The sequence below is a fragment of the Allobosea psychrotolerans genome (genome assembly GCF_002917105.1).
In the GTDB taxonomy this organism is placed as follows: domain Bacteria; phylum Pseudomonadota; class Alphaproteobacteria; order Rhizobiales; family Beijerinckiaceae; genus Allobosea; species Allobosea psychrotolerans.
In genome coordinates this window covers 89,890-104,000 of record NZ_PQFZ01000005.1, presented here as the reverse complement: position 1 = coordinate 104,000, position 14,111 = coordinate 89,890, and the positions used below count along the sequence as shown (strand labels likewise).

Here is a 14,111-nt window from a genome sequence, read left to right as displayed (position 1 = left end):
GGGCGAGCATTCAGACCCCTGGACCGCGATCGGCCTGCCATTCGCCAGGTCGCGGCACGCGCGACTTGTGAAGCGCCAGCCGCTTCGTTTGATTTCCTGCGGCAGCTGTCAGCAACTGGAGGCTGGAATTCGGCTGGCGTGGTTACATGACGAGATACATGCGCGTGTCCGGTTTCCGACATCGGTCAATGTCCGGCGTGTGGCCGATCGTGTTGAAGTGGCCCGCCCGATCTCCCGGTCTTCAATGCTTGCGGAGCCCGGTTGAGCGGGCGATGGCTGCCGTCTCATTGCCAGGACTTGTGATTGCCTGGATTTGGCAGGAAAGCGCGCCAGGCGCAGTTCAGGCGATCTGGTCGCCGCCTCCGCTCCAATGGAGGTGGGTGCGCATGAGCGCGGCAGCCTCGGTGCGGTCGCCTTTTTCCAACAGGTCGAGCAGCTGCAGGTGCTCGCGCGTGTGCTGTTCGACCATCTGGAGGTCGGGGATGAACTTGTAGGCGAAAAGGCGGCGAACGCGGTTGATGCGCCGAAGCGTCTCGACAAGGAAGGCATTGCCCGAGCATTCGGCGATGGCCTCATGGACCTCGCAGCCGAACCGGAACATTTCCGAGAGGGTGAAGACGCGCATGCCATCGGCCTGCACCCGCTTCTGATGCTCACGCACCGGTCCCATCAATTCCGCGTTCCATTGGAAGGTCGGCTCAAGGATACCGCCGGGCTCGATCATCATGCGCAGCCGCCCGGTCTGGGCGTAGGCGAGCGGGCTGTTGAGCGTCTGGGTGAACTTCCAGCCATAACCGCGCAGGCGCTCCACCCAGCCCTCCGAAGCGATCCGGTCGAGCAGGCGCAGGAGCTCGGCGCGCTTCAGATCATAGCGACGCATCAGCTCGGCCTCGCTGACGGTATCGGGCAGCGCGCCCGTCAGTCGGTCATTGGCGATGGCGAGGTAAGCTGCCTCGCTGGTGTCGCCGGCTCGGAGCGCCCTCAGCGCGATCTCGGAGTCGAGATCCTGCGCCAGCACGAAGCCTTTATTGGGAATCGCCTCGGCGAGGCCGGACTGGGCGAGCGAACGCAGGGCCGCGCGCACCGGCCCGCGCGAGACGCCGAGCCGATTGGCCAGCCGATGTTCGTAGAGCCTGTCGCCGCGCCCGATGTTCTCGCTGCGCGCAATCTCGACGATCTGGCCGGCCAACTCCATCGTCTTGGCCGAAATCGGCTCAATCTCGCTCATATCCGCCTCGCGCTGACTCAACGCGCTTCCGCTCCTTCGCGTGGTAACAGCTATCAGCCACCCGTTGACAATCCAATCGGCTATTTTGTATTTCTACGCGACAAATAACAAAATAAGCATCTCTAGGGTGGTCATGCGCGACATTCACATCTGCGAGGTCGGGCCTCGCGACGGTCTCCAGCTCGTCCGGCAGGTCATGCCCACCGCAACCAAGCGCGCGTGGATCGCAGCGCTGGCGCAGTGCGGATTTCCCGAGCTCGACGCGACGAGCTTCGTGCCGCCGCAGGCGTTCCCGCAATTCGCTGACGCTGCCGAGATTCTGCCGGCCGCCCGGGCCGCGAGCGCGCAATGGCGGGTCGGCGCACTCGTGCCCAATGCCAAGGGGGCCGAGCGCGCCATCGCGGCGGGCGCGCAGATGCTCTATTGCATCGTCTCCGCCAGCCACAGCCACAGCGTGGCCAATACGCGCTGCTCCCGCGACGAGCAGGCCGAGATCGTCGGCGACATCGTCTTGCAGGCGAGGGCGCGCGGAGACGCGCGACCGCATGTGATGGGCGGCATCCCGACCGCCTTCGGCTGCTCGATCGAGGGGCGGGTGGCGCAGCGCGACGTCTGCCATGTCGCGGAGTTGCTCGTGGCGCGCGGCGTCGATGAGATCGGCCTCGCCGACACGGTTGGATATGCCGATCCCACTCTGGTGCGCTCGCTGGTCAAGGCCGTCCGTGGCGCCGTCGGCCCGAACATGCCGATCCGCCTGCACTTCCACGACACGATGGGGCTCGGCCTCGCCAATGTGCTCGCCGGGCTGGAGGCGGGGATCACCACCTTCGACGCCGCATCAGGTGGACTGGGCGGCTGCCCCTTCGCGCCCGGCGCGTCCGGCAATATCGCAACCGAGGATCTCGTCTTCATGCTCGAGCAGATGGGCCTGAGGACAGGCATCGATCTCGGCCGGCTGCTGGCGGCGACGGAGCTTCTTGCCGCCGCCTTGCCGGAGGAGCGGATCAGGAGCCATCTCCGCGAAGCGGGCCTGCCGAAAGTTTACGGAGTCGCCGCATGAACGCGCTGCCGCTGGAGGGCGTTCGCGTCATCGAATTCTCGCAGATGGTCATGGGGCCGTCCTGCGGCATGATCCTGGCCGATCTGGGCGCCGACGTCGTCAAGGTCGAACCGCCCAAGGGCGACCGGACGCGCTACTTCAAGAGCGTCGCCTCGGGCTTCTTCAACACCTATAGCCGCAACAAGCGCAGCGTCGTCATCGACACCACCACCGAGGAGGGGCAGGCGACCGCGCGCAAGCTCATCATCGACGCCGATGTCCTGATCGAGAATTTCCGCCCCGGCCTGCTCGGCCGCTACGGGCTGGACTATGCCTCGCTGGCCTCGGAGGCTCCGGGGCTGATCTACTGCTCGCTGAAGGGCTATCTGCCGGGCCCTTATGAGAACCGGCTGGCGCTCGACGAGGTCGTCCAGATGATGGGGGGCCTCGCCTTCATGACCGGCCTGCCGGGTAAGCCGATGCGCGCCGGCGCCTCCGTCAACGACATCATGGGCGGCATGTTCGGCGTCATCGCCATCCAGGCGGCGCTGGCACGACGCGCCCGCACCGGCAAGGGAGCCTACATCCAAAGCGCGCTGTTCGAGAACAACGTCTTCCTGATGGCGCAGGCGATGATGTTCGAGAGCGTTACCGGCGAGCGATCGATCCCATGGTCGGTCAAGGAGTCGCCCTGGCCGGTCTACGATCTCTTCGACACGAGTGGTGGCGAGAAAATCTTCGTCTCGATAGTCGGGGAGGAGCACTGGGACGGGTTCTGCCGTGCCTTCGGGTGCGAAGCCTGGCTGGAAGACCCCCGCCTGGCGACGAGCCAGGGCCGGGTCGACAATCGCAGCTGGATCATTCCGGAGATCGCGGCGATCATTGCCGGGTACGACATTGCACAGCTGTGCCCCATCCTCGAACGTCTCGGCCTGCCGTTCGCGCCGGTGAACAGGCCGGGCGATCTCTTCGACGATCCGCATCTCAACGCATCGGAAGGTCTGCTCGAGCTCACTCTGAACGACGGGCGCAAGGTGAAGACACCCGCGCTTCCCTTCACCTTCGATGGCCAGAGGCTGAAGAAGCGCCGCGATCCGCCAGCCGTCGGCCAACACACGCAAGAGGTTCTGGCGGAACTGCAAGACCGGAAAACCGGCACGTCACGATAGTCAATGTCTCGGGAGGACATCATGGATTTCACGCGCCGCCACCTGCTTGCCGGTGGCTGTTCCATCGTCGGAGCCGGCTTGATCCCCGCCACGGCTCAGGCGCAGGCAGGCATCGCCTCGCTCGCCTATGGTCCGTCGACGGCCGTCTATGCGCTCGGCGCGATCGCAGAGGCGCGCGGCCTCTTCAAGGCCGAGAAGCTGGATTTCAAGCTCATCGTCGGCAATGCCGGGACACATGGTCGCCAGACGCTCGCCGCCGGCCAGGCGCTCTTCGCCCATGGCGATGCGAGCCACCCCCTGCAGCTCTCGACCCGCGGCAAGCCATGCAAGATCATCCTGGCGACGCAGATGATCTCGTCCATCGCCAACATCGTCGTCCGCAGGGACCTGTATGATGCGGGCATCGACAGCGTCGAGAAGCTCGCTGCCTATAAGCGCCCCAATGGCGGCAAGCCGATCATCGCCGCGACCGCGATCGGCTCCGGGACCTGGATGTACGGCACCTATACATTCGAGGCGAAGGGGCTGGGCGACAAGGTCACCTGGGTCGCCGGAGGTGGGTTGAACACCATGCTGCCAGGGCTGGAGACCAAGCAATTCGACGCCATCATGGCAGTGCCCGGCTGGGTCCTGGAGGCCGAGGCCAAGGGCTTCGGCAAGGCGATCTTCGACACCTCGAAACCAGGCGTCTTCGTCTCGGCCTATGGCGGCACGGTGCCCGTCCTGGTGATCTATGCGCTTGCCGAGACCTGCGAGCAGGAGAAGCCCACGGTCCAGGCCTTCGTCAACGCGATGTACCAGGCGATGAAGTGGGTGAAGGCGACGCCGATCGACGAGGTCTACGCGCTCGTCGGCGAGAAATACTTCGGCGGCCAGAACCCCGACGCGGTCAAGGCGGAGCTCGGCTTCGACAAGCAGACCTGGGACTATGACGGGCGCATCGACAAGGCCTCCTTCGAGCGGGGCGGCAAGGTCTGGTACCGGCCCGGCACGGACATCCCGCCGGCGAAATACGAGGACATCGTCGATATGAGTTTCCTCGACGCCGCCCAGGCCAGGTTCAAGTGACGCCATGATCGGGGCGCCGCAGCGAATGAAACTCGCAGCGGTGAATGCGGCCAGCGAACGCGTCCGCATCACCGTCCAGAATCTCGACAAGCGCTACGGCTCCGGCGAAATCGGCGTCACGGCGGTCGACAAGGTCTCGTTCGAGGTCAGGCAAGGCGAGTTCGTCGCGCTGCTCGGGCCGTCCGGCTGCGGCAAGAGCACGATTTTGAACATGGTGGCCGGGCTGATCCCCCGCAGCGGCGGCGACATCGCCATCGACCAGGACGAGGTCAGGCTGGGCGAGGTCAATCGCAAGGTCGGCTACGTCTTCCAGCGCGATACGGTGTTTCCCTGGCGCACGGTCGAAGCCAATATCGGCTACGGGCTCGAAATCGCCGGCGTCGCTGCGGCCGAGCGCAAGGACAAGGTCGCGCGGGCCATCGCAACGGCCGGGCTGGAGGGGTTCGGCGGCAAGTTCCCGCGCACGCTCTCGGGAGGGATGCGCCAGCGCGTCGCCTTGATGCGCACCCTGATCATGGAGCCCGAAATCCTGTTGATGGATGAGCCGTTCGGGGCGCTCGATACCCATACCAAGCTCGAAATGCACAAGACGCTGCTGGAGATCTGGGAGCGCGAGCGCCAGACGGTGCTGTTCGTGACGCATGATCTCGGCGAGGCGCTGACGCTGGCGAGCCGCATCATCCTGCTCTCGGCCCGGCCCGGCCGGCTCAAGGAGGATTTCGAGGTTCCCTTCATCAGGCCGCGCGACGCGGTCTCGCTGCGGGAAACGCCGGAATTCGGCCGGCTCTACTCGCATATCTGGCATTCGCTCGGCGAAGAATTCCGGCGGACCAAGGCGGACTGACCATGAAACACAGCTCCGCGAAAGTCTTGTTCTGGCAGATCGGCATCCTTGCTGTCGCTCTCGGGATTTGGGAGTGGGGCTATGGCCTGCGCAGCGTCGCTGCGCTCAAGCCCTTCGTGCCCGGCATCCTCGACCCCTATTTCATCTCCAAGCCGTCGATGATCTGGACCAGCTTCCTGAAATTGAGCTGCCTTGGGGATGCGACGGGCTTCGGCGCCTGCTTTGCGCGCAACGACAACAATCTCTGGCTGGCGCTGCTCGTCACGCTCAAGAATATGTGGTGGGGTTTTGCGCTCGGGACCGTTTCGGGCGTGCTCTGCGGCCTGATCCTCGGGCGCTCGGACTACCTCTCGCGGATTTTCCAGCCCTATGTTGTGGCGATGAACTCGGTCCCGCGCATCGCGCTGGTTCCGCTCATTATCCTGATGTTCGGCCTCGGCGACATGTCGAAGATCGTCACCGCCTGGATCGTCGTCTTCTTCGTGGTCTTCTTCAACACCTTCGAGGGCACCCGCGCCGTCGATCGCGACCAGATCGCGGCGGCAAGGCTGCTTGGAGCCTCGGAACTGACCGTGCTGCGGACCGTGGTCGTGCCTTCGGCCCTGGCTTGGGTCTTCGCCTCGCTGACGCCGGCAGTCTCCTTTGCCCTGATCGGCGTCATCGTCGGCGAGTTCATCGGCGCCGAGCGCGGTCTCGGCAAGCTGATCATCGAGGCCGAGGCCCGCGCCAATGCCGCCGAGATGATGGTCGCGATCTTCGTCATGATGGTCGTCGGCATCGTGCTCGCGACCATCGTGCGCCAGCTGCAGAGCTATCTGCTGCGCTGGCAACCGCAATTCGAGAGCCAGAGCTGACCTGCCATGCACGCGATCCGATTTGACGGGCGCATCCTGTTCCTCTCCGTCGACCCCGATATCGTCGGGCGCCAGATCCGCGGAGAGGACATCGACCGCGCAAGGGCTGGGCGATTGCGCGACGATATCTCGACTGACGAGATCACCCCGCTGCCTTCGCTCGTCCACTATGACGATGAGATCGGCCGGCATGCGCATACCGGTTTCCGCGCGGGCGAGACGCATCCCATCCCGTTCGACGGGCTTCGTGATGGCGGGTTCGCCGTCCTTGTCGCGGGCCGCCGTTACGGCAAGGGCTCGTCGCGCGAGCATTCGCCGCTCGCCGAATACACGGCCGGAATCCGGCTGGTCATCGCCGAGAGCTTCGAGCGGATCTACCGTCAGAACTGCGACAATATCGGTCTGTTCACCTCGACCGATCTCGGCCTCATCGAGAGGGTCAAGGCGGGAGAGGCCATCCCGCTCGCCGAGCTGCTGGAAGGCCGCGACATGCTGGCGGCGGACATCCTGTCGGCTGGCGGCCTGCTGACATACGGCCAGAACAATCTGATGGGTCTTTCACCGCGGCCGGCTGCGCCGACGATTGAGCCGCGAACGCTCGTCCAAAAGATCATCGCGCGCAACATCCTCAGCCATGGCGGCCGGAATTGGGACGCTGCGCCCGGCACGGGCGGCTTCGTGCGGGCGCGCTTCCGTTTCATCCACGAAGTCTACACGGCGATGGCGGCCCATATGCTGCATCGCCATTATGGCCGGCCGCTGCGGCTCCACGAGCCGGAGTCGATCCTCTGTTTTGAGGATCACAACTCCTATGCCCACCGCTCTCCGACGCATGTCAGGCGCGACCTGCTGCCGGCGATCCGCCGGCTCTCGCAGGGCCACCGCGCCTTTGTCAGCGACTATGGCCTGAAGGATCATGGCTATCTGCCGGGGGAGGAGGGCTCGGAGGGCATTTCGCACGCCATGATGGCGGAGAGCTACGCCATGCCCGGCGAGATCTGCGTCGGCACGGATTCGCACACGCCGCATTCAGGCGCAGTTGGCTGCCTCGCCTTCGGCGTCGGCACGACCGACATGGCAAACGCCTTCATGACCGGCGCCGTGCGGCTCACGGTTCCGCAAACCCTGCTGATTTGGCTCGATGGTGCGCTGCCCATCGGTGTGACGGCGAAGGATGTCGTCCTGAAGCTGCTGGCCGAACCGAGCATCCGCGCCGGCCTCGGGCTCGGCAAGGTCTTCGAGTTCGCGGGGCCTGCCATTGTCGCCATGTCGGTCGACGAGCGTGCGACCCTGACCAACATGACGGCTGAACTCGGCGGCTTCACCGGCATCGTCGCGCCCGATGCCGAGACGGTTCGCTTCATCAAGGAGCGCCGCGGCGTCGATGTCGTGCTGGAGGACTGGATGAGGAGCGATCCCGGCGCTCCCTATGCCGCGACGCTGACGCTCGACTGCTCGTCGCTGACGCCGATGCTCGCCGCGCCAGGCGATCCCGGCAACGGCATCGCCTATGGCGATCTAGGCCAGCCGGTACCTGTCTGCATCGCCTATGGCGGCTCCTGCACGGCGGGCAAGCGCGATGACTTCGACCAATATCACGAGGTCCTGTCCTGGGCGGCGGCGCGTGGGCTCAAGGTGCGCGACGGGGTGACGTTCTATCTCCAGTTCGGCACGCTCGCCGTGCGCCGATATTGCGAGGAGCGCGGTTATCTCGAAGCCTTTCGCCAGGTCGGCGCCGAATTGCTGAACCCCGCCTGCGGCGCCTGCGCCCAATGCGGCCCTGGTGTGTCCTCGAGCGGAGACGAGGTCACGATCAGCGCGATCAACCGCAATTTTCCAGGCCGGTCGGGGCCCGGCAAGGTCTGGCTGGCTAGCCCGCCAACCGTGGCGGCGAGTGCGATCGCCGGAGAGATCATCTCTTTCGGCGAACTCAGGGCCCGTATGAATCGTTCCTGATTTTTGGGTCGAAGCGGGCGACTGCTTGCGCAAGGCACACACCCGGCCCGGCAGGGATGATGGCGAAGGTCCGCTTTCCGGAGTTATGCCGATCCGCTCCCGGCCGGCTGCGTCGAAAAACTCCGCCCAATCTCCCGGTCGTCAGCGCTTGCGGACGCCCCAAGTGATCGGGCGGTTGGCCGGCCAGGAGACGTAGCCCTCGACGCGCGGATGCACCGCCTCGATGATCGGCGCGAAATAGAGCCCGACGATCGGCACATCGGCCTGGACCTTGGCGTGGAGCGCGGCGAAGAGCTTGCCGCGCACAGTCGGGTCGTCGGTCGTATCGAGCTGCCCGAGCAGGGCGAGCGCGTCGGGATCGCCATATTGCGCGGTCTTGAACCGGGTCTTGTCGCCGACGAAGGCGGCATACATCAGGGCGGGATCGAAGCGGCCGGAATAGCCGAAGGACTGCATCTGGAAACGGCCGTTGAGATAGTTCGACAGCTGAGTCGCCCAGTCGATCACCTCGAGCTTCACGGCAAAGCCGGCGCCCGCCAGCATCTGCTCGATCATCACCGCATTCTGATACATGCTCTGATATTGCTTGTTGGTCTGGAGGCGCAGCGGCTCGCCCTTGTAGCCGGCCTCCTTCAGCAGGGCCCGGGCGCGCGCCGGGTCATATGCCGGCCAGGCCGCGAAACCTGCATTGTAGAAGGCGGTCGAGCTGCTCACCGCCGAGGCGTTGGCCGGGGCCATGCCGAGCGTCTGGGCTTCGGCGATCTGCTTCAGGTCGATCGCATGCGCGATCGCCTGCCGGATCCTCACGTTCGACAGCAGCGGATCGTCGGTCTGCAGCAAGAGCGCCGACCAACCCAGCCCCGGCGTGCTGAGGACGCGCATGCCGCGCTGCTTCATCGTCTCCATCTGGTCGGGCTCGATGTCGTGCAGGATATCGACCGCGCCGGTCAGCAGCGCCGCTTCGCGCGCGCTCGAATCCGGGATCACCTGGAACAGGACCTGTTCGACCAGCATGTCGCGGGCGCCGGAAAAGCCGTTGGCGGGCGCGGCGCTGCCGCGATACTCCGCGAATCTGTCGAGCAGGACATATTCGGCGCGCCGCCATTCCCGCAGCTTGAGCGGGCCGGAACCGATCGGTTTGGACCACTTGCCCTCGGCATCGAGGCTGTCGGGATGCATCGCCAGCACATGGCACTGGATATTGGCGAGCTGCTTCAGGAAGATCGCGCTCGCGCGATCGAGCTTGAACACGACGGTCTGCGGGTCCGGGGTCTCGACCGCCACGACCTTGGCGCCCGACTGGCCGTTGAAGACAGGCTTGCAGGTCCAGGCGGAGGACTGGTTGAGGCGATCCCAGGACCATTTCATCTCGGCCGAGGTCACCGGCTTGCCATTGTGGAACACCGCCGGGCGCAGCTTGAAGGTGTAGCTCCGGCCCTCGTCCGAGAGCGTCCAGCTTTCGGCCAGCGCCGGCCCGACATCGAGGTCGGTCTTGTAGGCGACGAGCCCCTCGAAGAGCTGGTGGATCACCGTGTCGGTGTTGGTGTCGCGATTGACGCCCGGCTCCAGGCTGCGGATATCGGCGTTGAGCGCGACGACGAGCCGGCTGGTCGTCGGGGCCGACTGGGCGAAGGCCGATCCGGTGGCCGATGCGGCGACAAGGGCCAATCCGGCGAAAAGGGCTTGGCAGGTACTGCGTCGCATGGCCGGTCTCTTTCAAGGGTTGGAGCTGGAGCGTTTTCGCGCGAAGCGGGCACCGGTTCGCGCGAAGAAAACGCGACAAAACAAAGCGCTGGAGCTGTTGAACGATCCAATTGGATCGGAAACGGCTCCAGGATCACGCATCATGGCTGCGGCATCGCCTCGGCCAGGAAATCGGTCACCGCCGGCAGCAGCCCGGCATGGCGATGGGCAACGCCCTGCACGACGTCGTGGCGCACCGCGATGCCGTGGTTTTCGAAGCTCGCTTTGAGGGCGCGCATGCGCTCGGGCCGGTTCAGGCCGGCGATCTCGCCATCGGGGCGCCATAGGGCAGAGCCTTTGGCCAGGGTGATCTCCCAGGTCTCGGTATCGTTGCCGCCGATGACCATCTGGACCGCGACCTGGCGCATCGCTTCGAGATCGATCGGGCGGCCCATCACGGCCTCGAAATCGCGCACGCCGACCCAGAAATCATGCTCGAAATCGAGCAGCGTCACGATGCCCGGCGCACCGATCGACACGGCCGAGAGGCGTTTGGGGTGCAGATAGAGGAAGCGGTGCGCGAAATGCCCGCCGCCGGAAAAGCCGAACAGCGCGAAACGATCGCCGTCGATCCGGTAGCGCGCCTGCACCTCTTCGACCATGGCGAGCAGGACCGCGTCGTAGTGCACCGCAGACGGCGTCATCAGCTTGTAGGAGGAGAGCTCGCCCGGGCTGGTGATGCCGGCGGGAAACAGCGGCGCCAGCACGATGCAGCGGCTGCGTTCGGCGAAGGGGATGAAATCGTCGCGATAGGCGACCATGTCGCGCATCGTGCCATGGACCGAGACCAGCAGCCGGTAGCGCTCCGTGCCGGCCTCGTCGTAATCCTCCGGCACATAGGCGCACCAGCTGAAGCGCGGATCGGCCTGGCAGGCATGGATCGTGGTGCGGCCGAAATCATAGGCCGAGAGCTTGACGCCGTGGCGCCGGACGAAGGCCATCAGAATGTTCCTGTCGGGTTTGGATCGCGCGGCGTCGCCGGGGGCAGATGCGCCTCGATGATGGCGCCGACGCGGAAGCAGAGATCCTCGCGGAAGCGCCCGGCGACGATCTGGACGCCTGCGGGTATCCCGCCTTGCGGAGCGGTCGGCACCGCCAGCCCGGGCAGGCCGAGCACCGAAATCGCCATCAGCGGGCTCTGCGCCGCCAGGACGCGGGTGGTCTCCCTGACATCCCGGAGGTCGAAGCCGACAGGGAAGGGCGGTGCATAGGAGCACGGCATCACCACGACCGGATAATCCTCGAAGAAGAGCTGCCAGTTGCGCAAAGCGAGCGCGCGCTCGCCGAGCGCCGCCAGCGTGTCGGCCGCGCTGTAGCGCGGAAAGGCCTCGTCCCAGAGCGCCAGCGCGCGGCGGATGCCCTCATCGCCGTTCTGTTCGATCAGCGGCTGGAGGTTGGCCATCACATCGGCCGTGGCGAGCTTGCCCCAGAGCTCACCGATGCCGGCCAGGTCCGGCGGCTCGATCTCCTCGACGATGACGCCGGCAGCCGCGAGCGCGCGGCCGGCGCTGAGTACCGCTTCGGTCACGCTCGGGTCGACGACGGCGCCTTTCGGCCGGGCCACCAAGGCGACGCGCAAGGGCCCGGGCAGGGGCGCAAACGGCGCCGGCACGACGCAGCGCGGATCGCGCGGGCTCGGCTTTGCCATCGCCTCGAAGGCGATCTCGCAATCGCGCACGCTACGCGTCAGCGGGCCCTGGACCGCCATGAGCTGCGAGGAAATCGCCGCCGGCCCCTTGGCGGTCGCGTTCATCGACGGCACCCGGCCGAAGCTTGGCCGCAGGCCGACGAGCCCGCAGCAATAGGCCGGGTAGCGCACCGATCCGGCGATGTCGTTGCCATGGGCGATCGGCCCGATGCCGGCCGCGACCGCAGCCGCCGCGCCGCCGCTCGATCCGCCGGGCGTGATGCCGGCATGCCATGGGTTGAGCGTCGCGCCATGCAGCGCGTTCTCGGTGTGCCAGCGCATCGAATAGCAGGGCGTATTGGTGCGCCCGATGATCACGGCGCCCGCATTGCGGAGATTGGCGACGACCGGGTTGTCGCTCTCGGCGATGAGGTCGCGATAGGACTCGACGCCGCCATCGGTCGGATGGCCCTTCTGGTCGATATTGCATTTGACGGTGACGGGGATGCCGTGGAGCGGCGCGAGCGTCTCGCCGCGTGCCCGCATCGCATCGGCGGCGTCGGCATCAGCAAGCGCCTCGGCATCGAAGCGCCGGATCACGGCGTTGAGCGTGCCGTTGACCGCATCCATCCGGGCAAGACAGGAGAGGACCGCCTCGCGGCTCGAGACCAGGCCGAGAGCGATCAGTCGCGCAAGTTCGTGAGCCTCGAGCCGCCACAAAGCGTTCGCGTCGATCCGGTCGGCGGGCGATACCGCTGGGGGCTGGTCAGGCGGCATCTCAGGCTCCGGCTGCAGAGCTTTCTATGGAGGCGAGAAATATGTATTTTGTCAAACCATGAGACACAAAAAAATCATGCCGGCCGCAGCGACCTCCGAACCTCCGAGCAAGCTGCAGCGTGACCTGCTGCCGCGCATCCTCGAGATGATCCGGCAGGATGCGCTGCTTCCGGGCCAGCGCCTGCCGGAGGCCGCCTTCGCGCGGCGCCTCCAGGTCTCGCGCACACCGGTGCGCGCTGCGCTGCGCCATCTCGCGGAGCGCGGCATCATCGCCGCCTTGCCCAATGGCGGCCATGCTCTGGCGCGGCCCGCCAGCGAAATCGCCGAGAGCGAATACGCCGCGGCTTCCGTCGATCTCGACGCCTATTGCGTCGCGATCGCCAGGGATCGGGTCGCCGGCGCGCTGCCGTCGCAGGCCTCAGAAGCCGACATGATGCGGCGCTACAATATCGGCCGGCCGCTGCTGCTGCGTGTCCTGAACAAGCTCGCCGGAGTCGGGCTGGTCGAGCGCCGGCCGGGCCATGGCTGGCATTTCTCGCCGCTGAACGACGACGCGGCGATCGTCGAAAGCTATGCCTTCCGCCGCATCATCGAGCCTGCGGCCCTGCTCGAAGCCAGCTTCGCGCCCGATCCCGCCTGGCTGGCGGAGATGCGCGCCCGCCATGAGGCGATGCTGGCGCGGCCCTGGAGCGAAACCGCGAGCGTCGCGCTGTTCGAGATGAACTGCGAATTCCATGAAGGGCTCATCGCCGCCTGCGGCAATCGCTTTCTCCTGCTGGCCCTGCAGCAGCAGAGCCGGCTGCGGCGTTATGCGAATTATTCCTGGCGCTACGGGCCGCAGCGCGTCGCGGTCTCCTGCCGCGAGCATCTCGAGATCATCGCCCGGCTCGAGGCCGGCGAGCGCGAGATCGCGGCCATCCTGCTGCGCCGTCATCTCGACCGCGCCCGCGAGGTCAGCCTCTCCCCGCGCGCCGCCAGCCCGGCTTAGCAGGCTGCAATATGTATTTCATGATGCCATAATGCTGTGCGCGTCATGTTTTTTCATTGCCGCTCGGGCTCTCATCTAGGACCGATCGCCCGCAATCTCGACGATTTGAACGCGCAGCTCCGCCATCGTCTCGGCACGTCGCCAACCGGGGCCGCCACCTTGGCTCGATGCCAGCTAGGTCGAGGCTTGCTTGATCGCCCGGCGACATGGAAATTGCCGCCGGGCGATCGACGCGAGATCAGTCGAGCCAAATATTGCGACCGATCGTCTGGAGGCTCAATCGATGACCTGGACGACGCGCCGCGTGCGCGGATCGACCAGGACGGTGCGATTGTTGACGACCGTGTAGCGATACTGGGTCGCGCCGTATTCGGTCGGCACCTCGTAGTACGTCACGCCGTCGCTCGGCAGTTCGACGCCGACCGACAGGGGCTGCGCGTAGGTATAGGACGGGCGCTTCTGGGTGACGACATATTGCTGGAAGCGCGGTGTGTTGTCGCCGATGATGGCACCGACGACAGCTCCACCAACGCCACCGACAACCGCGCCGACCGGGCCGCCGACGATGGCGCCACCGACGGCACCGGTGGCTGCGCCGGCGGCAACGCCACCCTGAGCACCCTGGGGATTCTGGGCGAAGGCTGTGGCGGGAATGAATGCAAGCGCGCCGATAATGGCTAGTTTCGTGAACATGGATTTACCCTCCAATGGCGCGGCGTGGAGACGATCTCCACGGTCGAGGCATTGCAAAATAAACATCCACCTAATCGCAATGTTCCATGGAGGTGAGTTAAAAAAACAATTAAATCAATAACTTA

The 14,111-nt window shown here is 65.8% G+C and carries 12 protein-coding genes; 7 read left to right on the top strand and 5 right to left on the bottom strand.

The window, feature by feature from the left end:
• Window positions 1-340: 340 nt before the first annotated feature.
• Window positions 341-1,228: a GntR family transcriptional regulator gene (locus CYD53_RS10595; protein ID WP_103718065.1), complete on the bottom strand. Its 888-nt coding sequence runs from the start codon at window positions 1,226-1,228 to the stop codon at window positions 341-343.
• A 133-nt stretch (window positions 1,229-1,361) separates the two neighbouring features.
• On the opposite strand from CYD53_RS10595, the gene CYD53_RS10590 reads away from it, so the two are divergent.
• Genes CYD53_RS10590 through CYD53_RS10565 form a run of 6 tightly spaced genes read left to right on the top strand, consistent with a single transcriptional unit; the run spans window position 1,362 to window position 8,158 of the window.
• Window positions 1,362-2,288 carry a hydroxymethylglutaryl-CoA lyase gene (locus CYD53_RS10590; RefSeq protein ID WP_103718064.1) on the top strand — a complete coding sequence of 309 codons (927 nt, stop codon included), beginning with the start codon at window positions 1,362-1,364 and terminating at the stop codon, window positions 2,286-2,288.
• Window positions 2,285-3,436, top strand: a complete 1,152-nt coding sequence (locus tag CYD53_RS10585; RefSeq protein WP_103718063.1) for a CaiB/BaiF CoA transferase family protein — start codon at window positions 2,285-2,287, stop codon at window positions 3,434-3,436. Before CYD53_RS10590 ends, CYD53_RS10585 begins: the two co-directional genes overlap by 4 nt.
• A 21-nt stretch (window positions 3,437-3,457) precedes the next feature.
• A complete protein-coding gene (locus CYD53_RS10580; RefSeq protein WP_103718062.1) occupies window positions 3,458-4,504 on the top strand; it encodes an ABC transporter substrate-binding protein in 1,047 nt (348 codons plus the stop codon).
• A 25-nt stretch (window positions 4,505-4,529) separates the two neighbouring features.
• Window positions 4,530-5,348: an ABC transporter ATP-binding protein gene (locus CYD53_RS10575; RefSeq protein WP_245928185.1), complete on the top strand. Its 819-nt coding sequence runs from the start codon at window positions 4,530-4,532 to the stop codon at window positions 5,346-5,348.
• A 2-nt stretch (window positions 5,349-5,350) separates the two neighbouring features.
• Window positions 5,351-6,202: an ABC transporter permease gene (locus tag CYD53_RS10570; RefSeq protein ID WP_103718060.1), complete on the top strand. Its 852-nt coding sequence runs from the start codon at window positions 5,351-5,353 to the stop codon at window positions 6,200-6,202.
• A 6-nt stretch (window positions 6,203-6,208) separates the two neighbouring features.
• Window positions 6,209-8,158: an aconitase family protein gene (locus CYD53_RS10565; protein WP_103718059.1), complete on the top strand. Its 1,950-nt coding sequence runs from the start codon at window positions 6,209-6,211 to the stop codon at window positions 8,156-8,158.
• A gap of 141 nt (window positions 8,159-8,299) precedes the next feature.
• On the opposite strand, the gene CYD53_RS10560 is transcribed toward CYD53_RS10565, so the two are convergent.
• The 3 genes from CYD53_RS10560 to CYD53_RS10550 form a co-directional block, all read right to left on the bottom strand.
• Window positions 8,300-9,862, bottom strand: coding sequence for an ABC transporter substrate-binding protein (locus CYD53_RS10560; RefSeq protein ID WP_103718058.1), 1,563 nt, complete (start codon window positions 9,860-9,862; stop codon window positions 8,300-8,302).
• A gap of 140 nt (window positions 9,863-10,002) precedes the next feature.
• Window positions 10,003-10,842 carry an alpha/beta hydrolase family protein gene (locus CYD53_RS10555; protein ID WP_103718057.1) on the bottom strand — a complete coding sequence of 280 codons (840 nt, stop codon included), beginning with the start codon at window positions 10,840-10,842 and terminating at the stop codon, window positions 10,003-10,005.
• Complete coding sequence (locus CYD53_RS10550) at window positions 10,842-12,305, bottom strand: amidase (protein WP_103718056.1); 1,464 nt, start codon at window positions 12,303-12,305, stop codon at window positions 10,842-10,844. Before CYD53_RS10550 ends, CYD53_RS10555 begins: the two co-directional genes overlap by 1 nt.
• A gap of 76 nt (window positions 12,306-12,381) precedes the next feature.
• Between CYD53_RS10550 and CYD53_RS10545 the strand changes: the two genes are divergently transcribed.
• Window positions 12,382-13,293 (top strand): GntR family transcriptional regulator, encoded by a 912-nt coding sequence (locus CYD53_RS10545; protein WP_103718055.1) that lies wholly within the window; start codon window positions 12,382-12,384, stop codon window positions 13,291-13,293.
• 276 nt (window positions 13,294-13,569) lie between these two features.
• On the opposite strand, the gene CYD53_RS10540 is transcribed toward CYD53_RS10545, so the two are convergent.
• Window positions 13,570-13,986, bottom strand: a complete 417-nt coding sequence (locus CYD53_RS10540; RefSeq protein WP_103718054.1) for a DUF1236 domain-containing protein — start codon at window positions 13,984-13,986, stop codon at window positions 13,570-13,572.
• Between the last annotated feature and the right edge of the window lie 125 nt (window positions 13,987-14,111).